This window comes from Aquabacter sp. L1I39 (assembly GCF_017742835.1).
In the GTDB taxonomy this organism is placed as follows: domain Bacteria; phylum Pseudomonadota; class Alphaproteobacteria; order Rhizobiales; family Xanthobacteraceae; genus L1I39.
Window position 1 is genome coordinate 1,786,749 of record NZ_CP072392.1, and the last position, 15,872, is coordinate 1,802,620.

Here is a 15,872-nt window from a genome sequence, read left to right on the forward strand (position 1 = left end):
CGGGCGCGGCATGAAGAATTCATGACCGCGCTCGCCTTTGCCCCCCGCTCCGCGCCTGCCTTCCTCTCCGCACAGGATCTCCTGGCGCGCTATGGCGGCCCGGTGCCCCGTTATACGAGCTATCCAACCGCGCCCCATTTCGGGCCGCAGGTGGATGCTGGCGTCTATGCGCAATGGCTGGCGGCGCTGCCCCCGGACGCGGATGTCTCCCTTTACCTGCACGTGCCGTTCTGCGCCGAGTTGTGCCTTTATTGCGGCTGCCAGACCAGCGTCGCGCGCACCTATACCCCCGTCGCAGCCTTCACCGACCGGCTGCTGGACGAGATCGCCTTGGTGGCTCAGCGGCTGCCCCACCGGCTTTCGGCCCGCCATATCCATTTCGGCGGCGGCACGCCCACCATGTTGTCGGATGCCGACTTCACCCGCGTCATGACACGCTTGCGGTCCGTCTTCGACATCAGGGATAGGGCCGAGATCGCCATCGAGATCGACCCGCGAGTCATGGATAAAGGTAAGGCCGCCGCGCTTGCGCGCAACGGCGTGAACCGTGTCAGCCTTGGCGTCCAGGATTTCGAGCTCGACGTTCAGAAGGCCATCCGCCGGATGCAGAGCTTCGAAGAGACGGCCCAAGTGGCTGCCTGGTTGAGGGCCGCCGGAGTGCCCTCGATCAATCTGGACCTCATCTACGGGCTGCCGCACCAGACGGTCGAGACCGTGGCACGTACGGTGCGTACGGCGCTGGAGCTGGAGCCGGACCGCATCGCCGTATTCGGCTATGCTCATGTCCCCTGGATGAAGCGCCACCAGGCTCTCATTCCCGAAGACTGCTTGCCCGGCCCCTCCGCGCGGCTCGACCAGGCGAGCCTGATCGCCCGCATGCTCAATGAGGCCGGGTATGTGTCGGTGGGCCTCGACCATTTCGCTCGCCCGCACGACAGTCTTGCCACGAAGGCGGAGGCGGGGGCCCTGAAGCGCAACTTCCAGGGTTATACCACCGACGATGCACCGGCTCTGCTGGGCTTTGGCCCGTCTTCCATCGGCGCTCTACCCAAAGGTTATGTGCAGAATGTCACCGCCACGCCCGCTTGGCACAAGGCCGTGGCCGAAGGTCTCCTGCCCGTGGCGCGCGGGCGGGCGCTCACGGCCGAGGACCGTCTGCGACGGGACGTGATCGAGCGTCTGATGTGTGATCTGAGGGTGGACCTCGACGCCGTCTGCACCCGTCACGACGTCTCGCTCACCACCTTCGACGCCGAGCGCGCTTCGCTCGCCCCCTTGGAGGCGGATGGCTTGGTCGAGATCAGCGGCCCCGTGATTCTCATTCCCGAGGCAGCGCGGGCCTTCACCCGCGTGGTCTGCGCAGTGTTCGACGCCTATCTCCCCCGGGCGAAAGAAAACGCCGCCGAGCCTCGACGGCATTCGGCGGCGGTATGAGGTGGGGAGGAAGTGACGCAGTTACGCGGGTACAAAACGCTTGGATCGCAGAGCGCCTCAGGAGTCGAGGCGCCGCAAGGCATGGCGGTCGCGCAGCATGACGCGGCGCGAAGAGGGGAGGGCGATGATGGCCGCCTCTTCGAGCGATGTGAGAGTCCGCGAGACGGTCTCGATGGTCAGCCCGAGATAGTCGGCAATGTCCTGCCGGGACATGGGAAGAACCACCTCGGCGGCCGGCTCGTGACCGGAAGCGGAGCGGCGGGCGAGATCGAGCAAGAAGGCCGCGACGCGCTCCTGGGCAGTCTTGCGGCCAAGGAGAAGCAGGTGATCCTGGGCGCGATGAAGTTCGGCGAAGGTCAGGGCCCAAAGTGCCTGGGCAAGTTCCGCATCGTCGGAAGCCCGGGCAAACAGGATGGAGCGCTTCACCCGGGCGAGGCGGCATTCGTTCACCGCCTCGGCCGAGAAGCGGTTGGTGGCACCGCGCTCCCAGCCGAAGGCGTCGCCCGGGAGGCAGAAGGCCTCGATCTGGCGGCGACCATCTCCGAGCAACTTGCAGATCCGCACCACGCCGGACAGGACCACATAAATGTGCTCGGCGGGCTCATCCTCGCCGAAAATCTCGGAATTGCGGGCAACCTGAACGACGGCGCCCAGGCTGCTGACCAAGTCAGCAGCGCGAGAGACATCGACGGCCTCTCCCCACCGAACTTCGCCGCGGGCATTCAGCGCATTATGCGAGGACAGGGGGGCGACGTGGACGTTCATCGGAGCGGTCTCCATCAGGACGTCGAAAGGGATAGTCCCTTGCCTGGAAAGGCGAAATTCGGATTGAACCCTTACGTCTGCCTCCTTAAGTAATATCCCCTAGTCGCAAAGTGCGTGCTAACGTGCCTCACGACTGCAGGTAGCGATCCAGCTGGGGCCGCATGAGTTTCCGATCCAACGATACGTCGTTATCTCAAGCTGCGTCCGGCTTCCTGCCCCCCACGGTGCTGCGCGCCGTGATCGGGGTGGCTGCCGCGACGGTAGTGACCGGCGTTATCGGCATCCTGAAAATGCCGCCCTTCGGCTCGCACGCCGCGCTCCTGTGCACGCTGGCTGTGGTCCTGGTGGGCACCCGCGGCCTTGCAGCTGGCATCGGCGCGCTTATGGTTAGCGTGCTCGGCCTGCTTCTCCTCGCCAATACCGGCTCCGATCCCGTCCCCGTAGACTGGTCGGTCCTCACTCTGCTCCTGGTGGCAGGCCTCGGCACTGCGATCCTCGGCGAGAGGCTGCGGCGGACGCGCTTCGATGCCGCCGCCCGCGACCGCGCGTTGCTCGCCCGCGAGGCACACCTCTCCTCGATCCTCGACACGGTGCCGGATGCCATGATCGTCATCGACGAGCGGGGCAACATGCAGTCCTTCTCCACTGCGGCGGAACGCCTGTTCGGCTTCTCCTCGTCCGAGGCGGTGGGGCGCAATGTGTCGATCCTGATGCCCAATCCGCACAGGGACGCTCACGATTCCTACCTGGGTCGTTATCTGTCCACGGGTGAGCGGCGGATCATCGGCATCGGGCGTGTGGTGGTGGGCCAGCGGAAGGACGGCACCACCTTTCCCATGGAGCTGGCGGTCGGCGAGATGCGCTCCTCCTCGGGCCGATTCTTCACCGGCTTCATCCGGGATCTAACGGAGCGCCAGAAGACCGAGGCGCGCCTGCAGGAGCTGCAGTCGGAGCTTGTCCATATCTCCCGCCTGACCGCCATGGGCGAGATGGCCTCGACGCTCGCCCATGAACTGAATCAGCCCCTGTCCGCCATTGCCAATTACCTGAAGGGCTCCCGCCGCCTGCTGGACGCCAGCGAGGACAGCACCTCACAGATGCTCAAGGGCGCCCTCGACAAGGCCGCCGAACAGGCATTGCGCGCTGGCCAGATCATCCGTCGCCTGCGCGATTTCGTCTCGCGCGGCGAGACGGAGCGCCGGGTCGAGAGCCTCGCCAAGCTGGTGGAAGAGGCAAGCGCACTTGCCCTTGTGGGTGTAAAGGAATACGGCATACAGGTCCGCTTCCATTTCGATCCCACCTGCGACCAGGTGCTCGCGGACAAGGTCCAGGTGCAGCAAGTGCTTCTGAACCTGTTGCGCAATGCGGTAGAAGCTATGATGGAAGCCCCGGTGCGGCGGCTGACCGTGCAGACGGCCCCCGCCGCCGACGACATGGTGTCGGTCACCGTTTCCGACACCGGGCATGGCTTAACCGAAGAGATGGCCCAGCAATTGTTCACGCCGTTCGTGACCACGAAGCCACATGGCATGGGCGTGGGGCTGTCCATTTCGCGAACCATCATCGAGGCCCATGGGGGGCGCATCTGGGCGGAGCCCAATCCGGAGGGTGGAGCTGTCTTCTGCTTCACGCTACGCACTGTGCGGGAAGAGGGAGAGGACGATGCCTGACACGCAACTCATTCATGTCATCGACGATGACGATGCGGTGAGGCACTCGCTCGCATTCCTGCTCGCCACCAACGGCTTCGACGTGAAGCAGCACGATTCCGCCGCCGCTTTCCTGGAGGCGGGCATTCCCGCAAAGGCGGGCTGCATCATCACCGACGTGCGCATGCCCGGGCTCAGCGGCGTGGAGCTGCTCCAGAAGCTGGAGCATGCCGGCTGCCGCATTCCGGTGATCGTCGTCACCGGCCATGCGGACGTGCCGCTGGCGGTGGAGGCCATGAAGCTGGGCGCCTCGGACTTCTTGGAAAAGCCATTCGACGACGAGGCGCTTCTTGCAGCCATCCGCACCTGCCTCTCGCGGGCCGAGGAGAACCAGAAGGTCGACGCTGTCCGCGAGGATGTTGAAGAGCGCATCGGCACGCTCTCCCATCGCGAACACCAGGTGCTGGAGTATCTGGTGGCCGGCCATGCCAACAAGACCATCGCCTACGACCTCGGCATCAGCCCGAGAACGGTGGAGGTCTACCGCGCCAATGTCATGACCAAGATGAAGGCGGCCAGCCTTTCGGAGTTGGTGCGAATGGCGCTCTTGGCGGGAATCGGGGTCCATGTCTCGCCCAAAGGCTGACGTAAGGTCATACGCATTTGCCCCAAGGTCACCTGCAAAGGCCTGTTGATCTAGCTCAAGGCCCCACTTACCGTCAGAAGGGATAGTCCCCAAAGCCCGACTGCGCGATCCCACGAGCAGCTCGTGGGAGATTTTAGAAATGCCTGTGGTCCAGAGCGAGAGCGGCACATCCGGCGGGGGGGTCGTTCTCGTCATCGACGACGACCCCGCTGTTCGCGGTTCGCTCAAGTTTTCGCTTGAGATCGAAGGCTTCAACGTCCGTACCTATGCCAATGCGGACGAACTGCTGCGGGCCAAGGACCTTCCGAGCCGGGGCTGTCTCATCGTCGACTATTATCTTCCCGGCGTGAACGGCCTCGACCTGCTGCGCGAGCTGAGCGACCGCCATGTCTCCCTCCCGGCCATTCTCATCACCACCCAGCCCACCGCCAATGTGCGCCGCCGCGCCCATTCGGCGGGCGTTGCCATCATTGAAAAGCCGCTCCTGAACAACGCCCTGAGCGAGGCGGTGCGCGACAGCTTCACGCGCGGCGGCGAGGCGGCTGGCGGGCTTTCAGCCTGAGAGCGGCGCCCGCCCGGACCCGCGGGACGGCTTAAAACAGCAAAACCGAGAAACAGACACACGGATGGCGTGTTACCCTGGGGCACGCCCGATGAACCGCGTTCCACGTCGCGCCCCCGCGCGACACAGACCAGGCGAGGCCGGCGCATGACCACCCGCAATCTGGACGCCCTCTTCAATCCCTCCGCGATCGCCTTGGTCGGCGCCAGCAATAGGCCGGGCTCCATCGGCGCCGTGATCGCCCGGAACCTATTCGAAGCGGGGTTCGAGGGGCCGATCCTGACCGTCAATCCCAAGGAGCGCGCGATCCGCTCCTCGCTCAACTACAATTCCGTGGCCGAGCTTCCCATCCCCGTGGACCTCGCCGTGGTCACCGCGCCCCCGGATGAGATCCCGCAGGTGATCGCCGATCTCGGGCAGAAGGGCTGCCGCGCTGCGGTGGTGATCACCTCCGGGTTCGGGGAAAAGGACCGCGCCTCGGGCAAGGAACTGCGCCAGCGCATGCTGGATGCGGCGCGCCCCCATCTCCTGCGCATCGTCGGACCCAACTGCCTCGGTTTCATTTCCACCGGGCCGCGCATCAATGCCAGCTATGCCCATCTGATGCCGCGCAAGGGGGATGTGGCCTTCGTCACCCAATCGGGCGCCATGGCGACCACCGTGCTCGACTGGGCGAGCGCCCGTTCGGTCGGCTTCTCCCACGTCATCTCTCTGGGCGACAAGGCCGACGTAGATTTCGGCGACCTCCTGGACCACCTCGCCCTCGACAACACCACGCGGGCCATCCTGCTCTATGTGGAGAGCGTCACGGACGCCCGGAAGTTCATGTCCGCAGGCCGCATCGCGGCACGCGCGAAGCCGGTCATCGTCATCAAAGCGGGCCGCAGCGCAGCCGGCGCCAAGGCCGCGCTATCCCATACGGGGGCACTGGCCGGCGCCGATATCGTTTATGACGCCGCCTTCCGACGTGCCGGCATGCTGCGCGTGTACGAACTGCGGGAATTGTTCGAGGCGGTCACCACCCTGTCCTCCGGTATCCGCCTTCAGGGAGACCGCCTCACCATCCTGACCAATGGTGGCGGCGCGGGTGTCCTCGCCACCGATGCCATCGAAGGCACGCCGGGCCGGCTTGCCACCCTCGCGCCAGAGACCATCACCAAGCTCAATGGCGTCCTGCCGTCCACCTGGTCCGGCGCCAATCCAGTGGACATCGTCGGCGATGCTCCGGGCAAACGCTACGAGGACGCCCTGTCCGTCCTCCTGGAGGATCCCAATTCGGACGCCACGCTGGTTCTGAACTGCCCTACGGCGGTCGCCGACAGCTCGGAGGCCGCAGATGCCGTGATCCGAGTGGTGTCGAAGCGCCGACGGGCTCCGGTGCTGACCTGCTGGTTGGGCGAGACGGCGGTGGCCGCCTCCCGCCAGAGCTTCGCCGCCTGCCGGGTGCCCACCTACGAAACCCCGGACGAGGCGGTGCGGGCCTTCAATCACTTGGTTTCCTACCAGCGCAACCAGACCGCCCTGATGGAGACGCCCCCCGCCAGGACCTTCGACGAACCCGACCGGGACCGGGCGCGCCAGATCGTCCAGGCGGTGATCGATGAGGGGCGCAGCGCCCTCACCGAGTTCGAGGCCAAGCAGGTGCTCAGGGCCTATGACATCCCCACCGTGGACACCCGTATCGCCCGCACACCCGAGGAGGCGGGGCGGCTCGCGGCGGAGATTGGCAAGCCGGTGGCGCTGAAGATCCTGTCCCACGACGTCACGCACAAGTCGGACGTGGGCGGGGTCCGGCTGGATCTGCGCAGTCCGGCAGGTGTGGAGGAGGCGGCCCGTGGGATGCTCCTCACGGTCGCCGAGCGCATGCCCGCTGCCCGAATTGAAGGCTTCACGGTTCAGGAGATGATCAACCGCCCCCATGCCCAGGAACTGATTGCCGGCATCGCCAATGATCCGACCTTCGGGCCTGTGGTTCTGTTCGGGGAGGGCGGCATTGCGGTGGAAGTGATCGCGGACCGTGCCGTGGCCCTACCGCCGCTGAACGGCGTGCTGGCCCGCGAGATGATCGAGCGCACCCGCATCGCCCGTCTTCTGGCGGGCTACCGGGATCGCCCCCCCGCCGATATGGAGGCGATCTCCTCGACGCTGATCAAGATTTCGGAACTGCTGGGTGACCTGCCGCAGATTTCCGAACTGGATATCAATCCCCTCCTTGCGGACGCGCAGGGGGTGATCGCACTCGACGCCCGCATCGTTGTGCATCCCACGAAGGGTATCGGCACGGAACGATTTGCCATTCGTCCCTATCCCACCAAGCTGACCAGCTCCATCACCCTGACCGACGGCCAGGTGCTGCTGGTGCGGCCCATCCGGCCGGAGGACGAGCCGCAACTGGTAGACATGGTGCGGCGCTCAGACCCGCGCGACGTGCGCATGCGGTTCCTTGGCTCGGTGAAGGACTTCCCCCACCTCATGGCCGCCCGCCTGTCGCAAATCGACTATGACCGGGAAATGGCGCTGGTGGCGGAGAACAAGGATGGGGAGGTATTGGGGGTCGTGCGCATCATCGCCGATCCCGACAATGAGGCGGCCGAATATGCCATCATGGTGCGCTCGGACAGCAAGGGGAAAGGTCTCGGGTTCCAGCTCATGACACGCATCCTGGACCATGGGCGCCAGAAGGGACTGAGACGGATCTTCGGGGACGTGCTGCGCGAAAACCTGCCCATGCTGCACATGGCGGAGGATCTTGGCTTCAAGATCACCGCTGGCAGCGACGACCCCACCGTGGTGCGCGTCAACCTGCCCCTGGTGGAATGATAGTCTCAGATGTGATCCGCAGAAGAACCGTCTATGCCGGACTGAGAGCGCTTCAGCATTTCATGGAAATACCGCAGCGCTCTATTTCCCTGTTTTCAGGCTGTTCCTTTACGCAGACCGATTCCCACTTCGCTCCGAAATGCTCTAGCGAGCAGGCTGCCCATCAGGAACGGGGCTCATGGGCGGCGGCGTGGTGCTGATCAGCTCACCCCAGGCCGCAAACGCATCCTGGAACGCCTGCTCGCCGGTGGGCCCCTTTTCGAAGGCGATGATGCCGCGCTTGTTGTTGGTATAGACCACCGGCACATCGATCCATGGTCGCGTCTGCAGCAATTGGACGTTGCGCTGCTTGTCGGCCGGCACCGCTGACAGGCCCACCAGGAAATAGGTCGGGTTGACTCGAACCGACAGCCCGGCCAGGGGTGCCCCCTGGGCGCTCTCGGTCTGCTTCATGCGGATGCCGGGCACATTGCTGATGCCGCCATAGGCGAAATCCTGCGGCAGACCGAAGCCGATCTCGATGGTGTGCGACGCGGGCAAAGCCTGATCCAGGTTGCGGCGGAGCGTGAAGCTGATGGAAATGCGCCGCTCGGGAATTTGGATGTCGCCGCGGATGCCGATCTCAGGCGGCAGACCCGGACCGGCATTATAGGTCTCGGTCTTCCAGGTCACCGTTCCTTCGTAGGACTGAAGCCCCTGCGAAGCGCCGGCGCTCTCTTCGAACAGGACCGCCCGTTGGGCTGCCGCATTGGCCGGCCGCATGGGGGGCGGCGCGGCGCGCTTGCTTGCGTCGCCGGACGCCTGGGCGATGCGGTCGTTCGACTTGGACTGTTCCGCCGGCTTTGCCGGCTCGGGGGCGGGGGCCTGCGTCACCGCTGCGGGAGCCGGGCTGCCGGACACAAGGCCGAAAAGCCGTTCCCGCTCCACAGCCGCGAAGACCCCGCCTGCCACCACCACGGCAACCAGCAGAGTGATCAGAAGGGTGCGCGTCCAACGCGGGGAGCCTGATGCCCGGTTGTCCGCGGGCAGGCGCGGCCGAGCCGTCGTCTTGGCCGCCACCGGCGCCCTGCCCAGCACGGGCCGGCGGTCGGTCAAAGTCTTCTCGTCCTCCGCCGCGGACGGCGGCGCGGAGGCCTCGTCCGCCTGATCCGGCGACGGCGCCGCATCCTGCGCATGAGCGGGCGCAGAAGGTGCTTCAGGCGCAGCAGATGGGGCCTTGGCCGCAGAACTCACCACGGCTTCACTCGGCGCCGCCGGCTCAGAGGCCGCCGCCTTGGCCGGCGCAGGAGGTGCGGCTGCGGGCCGGGTGGTTGGCGCTTCGGCAACCGACGGCGCCTTGGGCGCTATCGTTGCAGCATCGCTTGCCGGCGGTGATGCAGGATATTCGGCGGAGATCCGCCGAATCGCATCTTCCAGCGACTGACGTTCGCGGACGATCTCGCCCTCGGGCAACGGGGGCTCAACACTGCGCAATTGCTTGAGCAGGGCTGCCCGCGCGCGGTCGAATACGATTTTCCGGGTCTCGGCCGTGTTCTGGCTAAGGCCGGAAATCGCGCGAACCAGGAGCGGATAATAGTCAGCCATCGGTCCCGAGCTTGGTGCCTGTCCGCGAGTTGAAGATTAGGCCTGGAACGGATTTTGAACCAGGATCGTGTCGTTTCTTTCCGGGCTCGTGGACAGCACCGCCACCGGGCAGCCGATCAATTCCTCGATCCAGCGCACATACTTGACCGCCTCGGCCGGAAGATCAGCCCAGGAGCGCGCACCGGCAGTGGATTCCTTCCAGCCTGCGATGGTCTCATAGATGGGCGTCGCACGCGCCTGGGCCCCGCTTTCGGCGGGGAGATAGTCGATCTCTTCGCCATCCAGCATATAGCCGACGCACACCTTGATCTCGTCAAAACCGTCCAGCACGTCGAGCTTGGTGAGCGCGATGCCATGAATGCCGCAGGTGCGCACCGTCTGGCGCACGAGCACCGCGTCGAACCAGCCGCAGCGGCGCGGACGGCCGGTGACGACGCCGAACTCGCGGCCACGGGTGCCCAATGCCTGGCCGACCTCATCGGTCAGCTCGGTGGGGAAGGGTCCCTCGCCGACACGGGTCGTATAGGCTTTGGTGATGCCCAGCACATAGTCGAGCGACCCAGGCCCGACGCCCGAACCGCTCGCGGCCGAGGAGGCCACCGTGTTGGACGACGTCACATAAGGATAGGTGCCGTGATCGATGTCCAAGAGCGCGCCCTGCGCGCCCTCGAATAGGATCTTCTTACCCTCGCGGCGGGCGCGGTCCAGCAGGTCCCATACGCGGTCCATGAAGGGCAGTACCTTGGGGGCCACCTCTTCCAGCTCGGCGATCAGGGCGGATGCATCCACCTCGGGCATGCCGAGGCCGCGCCGCAGGAGATTGTGGTGGCTCAGCAGCCGTTCCACCTTGGCCGGCAGCGAGGCCGTGTCCGCCAGGTCCACGAGGCGGATGGCGCGGCGGCCAACCTTGTCCTCATAGGCCGGGCCGATGCCGCGGCGCGTGGTGCCGATGCGGGTGCCCGCATTGGCATTCTCCCGCAGGGCATCCAGCTCGCGATGCAGCGGCAGGATAAGGGGGGTCGTTTCGGCGATGCGCAGGCGCTCCGGCCCGACCACCACGCCCTGGGCCGCCAGCCGTTCCAGCTCGGCCACCAGGGCCTGCGGATCGAGCACGACGCCGTTGCCGATCACCGACAGCTTGCCCGAGCGTACGACGCCAGAGGGCAAGAGGGAGAGTTTATAGGTGACGCCGTCCACCACCAGGGTATGGCCGGCATTGTGCCCGCCCTGGAATCGAACGACCACGTCGGCCTGCTCAGAGAGCCAGTCGACGATCTTGCCCTTACCTTCGTCGCCCCATTGCGAGCCGACCACGACCACGTTGGTCACGGTGTGCGGTCCTCCGCGAAGCGCCCTCCCCAAAAGGAGGCGCGAACAAAGCAAAGCCCCGGCTTTGGACCGGGGCGTCCCTGTGCCTCTTAAGGGATCGGCGGCCCGGAAGCAAGGCGCAGCGCATGTCCGGCTCGGCATTCCCGCGGCCTTGAGGATCACGCCGCCGATGATCCTTTGCCGGGAACGCAGCGGCCGCAAGGCGCGCCTTGCTCATCAGCCGCTGTTACGAAGGCCGGCAGAAATGCCGTTGATGGTGAGCTGGATGCCGTGCAGCACGTTCTCGTCCGGCACCTCCGCCGCCTCGTTGCGCCGATGCAGCTTCAGAAGCTGGATCTGAACGTGATTGAGCGGGTCCAGATAGGGGAAGCGGTTGCGGATGGAGCGACTGAGCAGCGGGTTTCCTTCCAGCAGCTTCGACTGGCTGGTGATGGCCAGGAGATGCGCGATGGTGCGCTCGTATTCGGCGCTGATGCGACCGAAGATGCGCTCCCGCAGGGCCCCGTCCTCCACCAGTTCCGCATAGCGCGACGCAACCGCCAGCGAACTCTTGGACAGCACCATGTCCATGTTTGAGAGCAGCGTGCGGAAGAAGGGCCAGTCGCGATACATGGCCTGCAACTGGGCGAGCCCATCCGCTGGATGGGCGGCCACATAGGCCTCGATGGCCGCGCCGAATCCGTACCAGCCGGGCAGCATCAGCCGGCACTGGGCCCAGCTGAACACCCAGGGAATGGCGCGGAGCGCCGAAATGGAGCGTGTCTTCTTGCGCGAGGCCGGCCGCGAGCCGATGTTGAGGGTCGCGATCTCGTTGATGACCGTAGAGGACCAGAAATAGTCCTCGAAGCCCTCGGTCTCGTAGACGAGATTGCGATAGGCGGCGAAAGCGGTCTGCGACAATTCTTCCATAGTGGTGAGGAAATCAGCGCGCGGCGCATTCTCCCTGACTTGCAGCAGACTGGCCTCCAGCGTCGCCGCCACCAGGATCTCCAGGTTCCGCCGGCCCACTTCCGGTGTGGAATATTTAGAGGCGATGATTTCGCCCTGCTCTGTTACGCGAATCTGGCCGCTCACCGCGCCGCCTGGCTGGGCGAGGATGGCGTCGAAGCTCGGTCCGCCGCCGCGTCCCACGGATCCGCCGCGGCCATGGAACAGGCGCAGCCTGATGCCGTGGCGGCGGAACACCTCGATGAGCCCGATCTCGGCCTTGTACAATTCCCAGCCCGAGGTGACGAAGCCGCCATCCTTGTTGCTGTCGGAATAGCCGAGCATCACCTCCTGGACGCCCCCTCGGCTCTCCACCAGCGCGCGATAGGCTGGAATGGAGAACAGGCGGTCCATGACCTCGGCGCAGGCCCGCAGGTCCTCAATGGTCTCGAACAGGGGGATGACATTGATGTCGCTGGTGCCGTCGGCACGCACCAGGCCCACCTCCTTCAGCAGCAGCGCCAGTTCCAGCAGGTCGGAGACCCCTTCGGCCTTGGAGATGATAGCGTTCGGGATGACGGCGGAGCCGAGGCGGGCATGAGCCTCGGCGGCGGTGCGCAGGATGTCCAGTTCCGACTGCGTTTCCTCGCCATAGGCCAGATAGGGCGAGGTGAGCGGCCGGGCATTGGCCAATTCCCGCGTCAAGAGCGCGATCCGGCCGGCTTCGTCGAGGGCGAGATAGTCGGTGCCAGGGACAACCTTCTCCAGCAACTCGGCGACCGTGCGCTCATGCACATCGGAATTCTGACGCAGATCGAGGCTGGCCAAATGGAACCCGAAACAGTCGGCGGCCCGGCGCAGATGGCGCAGGCGACCGCGGGCCAGGATGCGCGAACCGTTCTGCACCAGCGACTGATGGACGAGGTCCAGATCGGCCTTGAAGGCCGCGGCGGTGGGATAAGGCTCGACCTCTCCAGTGGCAGGTGTGCCCTTCAAGGCGGCCGAAGTGGCGCGCAGGCGGGCCGCGACGAGAGCGAGGGCAAGCCGATAGGGCTCTTCCCGGCGGGTCAGGCTGCGGTCCGGGGCGGCGTCCATCAATGAGACGAGGCCCGGCGACACCTTCACCAGGCGCCCGGCGAGGGAGAGTTCGCCCGCCAGCGCCTCCACCTGCTCCTCATAGAAGCGCAGCACCCGATCCCGCTGCAGGGCCACCGTTTCGCGCAGGACGCTGGCGGTGACGAAGGGGTTGCCGTCCCGGTCGCCGCCGATCCAGCTGCCGATGCGCAGGAAGGAGGGCACCTCCGCCTCCGGCGCCTTGGGATCGAACTTTCCGATCTGGTCCTCGATGGTGCAGAAGAGGCGCGGCACTTCGTGGAGGAACGTATAGTCGTAATAGGACAGGCCGTTCACCACCTCGTCGATGACCGTCAGCTTGATCCGGCGCAGCAAGGCGGTTTGCCAGAGGGTCAGCACCGCCCGGCGCAGCTCCTCCTCCTGCAGTTCGCGCTCTTCCGGGGTCGCGGCCAACTGCTCGCGCCGATCCAGCAGGTCCGAGATTTCCATTTCCCGGTTGAGCGTGCTTTTGCGTCGCACCTCGGTGGGATGGGCCGTCAGGACCGGACTGACCAGGGCGCTGGCGAAGAAGTCCTTGAGATCGGCGGCAGTCAGCCCCGCCCCCACGGCCTTGGAAAAGGCATTGGTCAGCGTGCCGGGGCGGGGGGCTGAGCCGGCGATGGCGTGGGCGCGATTGCGCCGGATGTGGTGCTGGTCCTCGGCGATATTGGCCAGATGCGAGAAATAGGAGAAGGCGCGCACGATCTGCACCGCCACCTCCGGGGAAAGCTGGCCCAGAATGGTCTCCAGCTCTTGGCGCGCCCCTTCATCGGCGTCGCGATGGAAGCGGATGGAGGTGCGGCGAATGATTTCCACCAGATGGTAGACCGGCTCCCCCTCCTGGGCGCGCACGGTATCGCCGAGCAGCCGACCGAGCAGTCGGATATCCTCCCGCAAAGGGCGGTCCTTCTCACTGCCGTCTTCTTCGCTGTCCCCGACCACGGCCCAAACGGCGCTCGACATCCCCGCACTCCCCCCTGCTTTGGTCTAAGGCGGCAGTTTAGACATGTTTTTTCGCACCCGCGAAGAGCAACCGCACACCAAGCACGCCGCGGCGCTTTCGGGGCAGCGTGTGGGGTTCAGGATGAAAGGTAACGAAAGAGGCGGCAGCGTCGTCAGTTTGAAGCAAGCGAACTGCATTAGTAGAGCGGTTGATTAAAGTTCATCCACCTCCCGGAGCGTCCTTGCGCTGCTGCGTTTTTAACGCCAAAACCGTTGACGGAACTTACCTTCGGCGCCTCGCGGGGGGCGGCATCAAGATCGGTGATTCATGACCCAGACGCATACCACGACGCGTCAGACCGCCAGCCTTGCGCCGACTGCCCTCGACCTTGCCCTCCAGGCGGCCAAGCCGGCCATGTGGAGCGTGATCGCCTTCAGCTTCTTCATCAACCTGCTGGGGTTGTCCGGCTCCATCTACATGATGCAGGTCTATGACCGGGTGCTGGCGAGCCGCAATATCCAGACCCTGGTGGTCCTGACCCTTATCATTGCCTTCCTCTACATGGTGTCCGCCGGCCTTGAGGCTTTGCGCACGCAGCTTCTCGTGCGCGCCGGAGTCAAGTTCGACGAGAGCATCAAGGAACAAGCCTTCGACGCCGTGCAGCGTGCCTCGCTGCGGCGCCCGTCAGCCAACCACGTCCAGGCGCTGCGCGATGTGGACACGGTGCGCGACTTCTTCACCGGGGCCGGCCTCATCTCGCTGTGCGACGTGCCGTGGGTGCCGATCTACATCGCGTTCGCGACCTTGCTGCATCCCTGGTATGGCATCCTTGCGGTGGTCAGCTGCGTCATCTCCGGCCTGCTCGCAGTGGCCAACGACCGGGTGAACCGCCCGATCCTCGATCGCGCCACCAAGGCCAATATCAGCGCCAACAATCAGGCAGTGACCACGTTCCGCAATGCCGAGGTGCTCCAGGCCATGGGCATGGTGCGCCAGCTGCGTGAACGCTGGCTGGCCCACCGCGCCCAGGCGCTCGGCTGGCAAGGCCTCGCCTCCGACCGTGCGGCGTTCCTGGTCGCGGCCACCAAGTTCAACCGCATGTTCATGCAGAGCCTGGTCCTCGGCCTCGGCGCCTATCTCGCCATCAACCGCGAGATCACGCCCGGCATGATGATCGCCGCCTCCATCGTGGTGGGACGTTCCATCCAGCCCATCGAGATGGCCATCGGCAACTGGAAGGGGATCGTCGCCATGCGGTCCGCCTACAGGCGAGTGCAGGAGATGCTGCGCCTTAGCCCGCCCCAGTCCCAGCGGATGCGCCTGCCCGACCCGACCGGTGTGGTGCATGTGGAAAATGTCTTCGTCACCGCCCCGGGACGCGACGTGGCTGTGCTGCGCGACGTCACCTTCGCTTTGCCTGCGGGCACCACCCTCGGGGTCATCGGGCCAAGCGCCGCCGGCAAGTCCACGCTGGCGCGGGCCCTGGTGGGCGTGTGGCCGACATCCGCAGGCGCCATCCGCCTCGACGGGTCAGACCTGTCCCACTGGGACCCGGAACAGCTCGGCCGCTGCATCGGCTATCTGCCCCAGGACGTGGAGCTGTTTGCCGGAACGGTGGCCGAGAACATTGCCCGTTTCGGCGCCAAGGACGAAGCGAAGGTGGTGGAAGCTGCGCAGATGGCCGGCGTCCACGACATGATCCAACGCCTCCCCCAGGGCTACAACACCGAGATCGGCGACGGCGGTGCCGCCCTGTCCGGCGGCCAGCGCCAGCGCATCGCCCTTGCCCGCGCAGTCTATGGCCGGCCCGCGCTGATCGTGCTGGACGAGCCCAATGCCAGCCTCGACGCCGCGGGCGAACAGGCGCTCGCACAGGCGGTGCAAGCCCTCAAGGCGGGAGGGTCTACCGTCATTCTCGTTACGCACAAGACCAACAGCCTCGGCCTTTGCGACCTGATCCTGCTCATGAGCGAAGGGACCGTCCACAGCTTCGGACCGAGAGACGAGGTGCTAGCGAAAATGCTCGGTCCTCGGCTGGTCCGCCCGCGCGATCCCGCCAAAGAGCCGCCCAAGGTTGATGCCGGCGCGAAGAAGGGCTGA

The 15,872-nt window shown here is 65.7% G+C and carries 10 protein-coding genes; 6 read left to right on the top strand and 4 right to left on the bottom strand.

Annotation, left to right across the window (positions count from 1 at the left end; genetic code table 11):
• Positions 1 to 21 precede the first annotated feature (21 nt).
• On the top strand, positions 22 to 1,434 hold the full coding sequence (gene hemN, locus J5J86_RS07750) for an oxygen-independent coproporphyrinogen III oxidase (protein ID WP_209104317.1): 1,413 nt from the start codon (positions 22 to 24) through the stop codon (positions 1,432 to 1,434).
• 57 nt (positions 1,435 to 1,491) lie between these two features.
• On the opposite strand, the gene J5J86_RS07755 is transcribed toward hemN, so the two are convergent.
• Positions 1,492 to 2,199 (bottom strand): helix-turn-helix domain-containing protein, encoded by a 708-nt coding sequence (locus J5J86_RS07755; protein WP_209104318.1) that lies wholly within the window; start codon positions 2,197 to 2,199, stop codon positions 1,492 to 1,494.
• Between the two features lie 161 nt (positions 2,200 to 2,360).
• Here J5J86_RS07755 and J5J86_RS07760 point away from each other — a divergent pair, with 161 nt between their 5' ends.
• The 4 genes from J5J86_RS07760 to J5J86_RS07775 all read left to right on the top strand — a co-directional run bounded on the left by J5J86_RS07760 (position 2,361) and on the right by J5J86_RS07775 (position 7,876).
• Positions 2,361 to 3,869 (top strand): PAS domain-containing sensor histidine kinase, encoded by a 1,509-nt coding sequence (locus tag J5J86_RS07760; protein ID WP_209104319.1) that lies wholly within the window; start codon positions 2,361 to 2,363, stop codon positions 3,867 to 3,869.
• Positions 3,862 to 4,494 (top strand): response regulator FixJ, encoded by a 633-nt coding sequence (fixJ, locus tag J5J86_RS07765; protein WP_209104320.1) that lies wholly within the window; start codon positions 3,862 to 3,864, stop codon positions 4,492 to 4,494. The genes J5J86_RS07760 and fixJ overlap by 8 nt, the downstream gene beginning before the upstream one ends.
• Positions 4,495 to 4,633: 139 nt before the next feature.
• On the top strand, positions 4,634 to 5,056 hold the full coding sequence (locus J5J86_RS07770; protein ID WP_209104321.1) for a response regulator transcription factor: 423 nt from the start codon (positions 4,634 to 4,636) through the stop codon (positions 5,054 to 5,056).
• 147 nt (positions 5,057 to 5,203) lie between these two features.
• Positions 5,204 to 7,876, top strand: a complete 2,673-nt coding sequence (locus J5J86_RS07775; RefSeq protein WP_209104322.1) for a bifunctional acetate--CoA ligase family protein/GNAT family N-acetyltransferase — start codon at positions 5,204 to 5,206, stop codon at positions 7,874 to 7,876.
• Between the two features lie 144 nt (positions 7,877 to 8,020).
• Here J5J86_RS07775 and J5J86_RS07780 read toward each other — a convergent pair whose 3' ends face one another.
• The 3 genes from J5J86_RS07780 to ppc form a co-directional block, all read right to left on the bottom strand.
• Positions 8,021 to 9,328: a hypothetical protein gene (locus tag J5J86_RS07780; protein ID WP_209104323.1), complete on the bottom strand. Its 1,308-nt coding sequence runs from the start codon at positions 9,326 to 9,328 to the stop codon at positions 8,021 to 8,023.
• Between the two features lie 168 nt (positions 9,329 to 9,496).
• Positions 9,497 to 10,789: an adenylosuccinate synthase gene (locus tag J5J86_RS07785; RefSeq protein WP_209104324.1), complete on the bottom strand. Its 1,293-nt coding sequence runs from the start codon at positions 10,787 to 10,789 to the stop codon at positions 9,497 to 9,499.
• Positions 10,790 to 11,005: 216 nt separating this feature from the next.
• On the bottom strand, positions 11,006 to 13,792 hold the full coding sequence (gene ppc, locus J5J86_RS07790) for a phosphoenolpyruvate carboxylase (protein WP_209104325.1): 2,787 nt from the start codon (positions 13,790 to 13,792) through the stop codon (positions 11,006 to 11,008).
• A gap of 307 nt (positions 13,793 to 14,099) precedes the next feature.
• Between ppc and J5J86_RS07795 the strand changes: the two genes are divergently transcribed.
• The gene (locus tag J5J86_RS07795) at positions 14,100 to 15,872 is read left to right on the top strand and encodes a type I secretion system permease/ATPase (RefSeq protein WP_209104326.1); all 1,773 of its coding nucleotides are present in this window, start codon (positions 14,100 to 14,102) and stop codon (positions 15,870 to 15,872) included.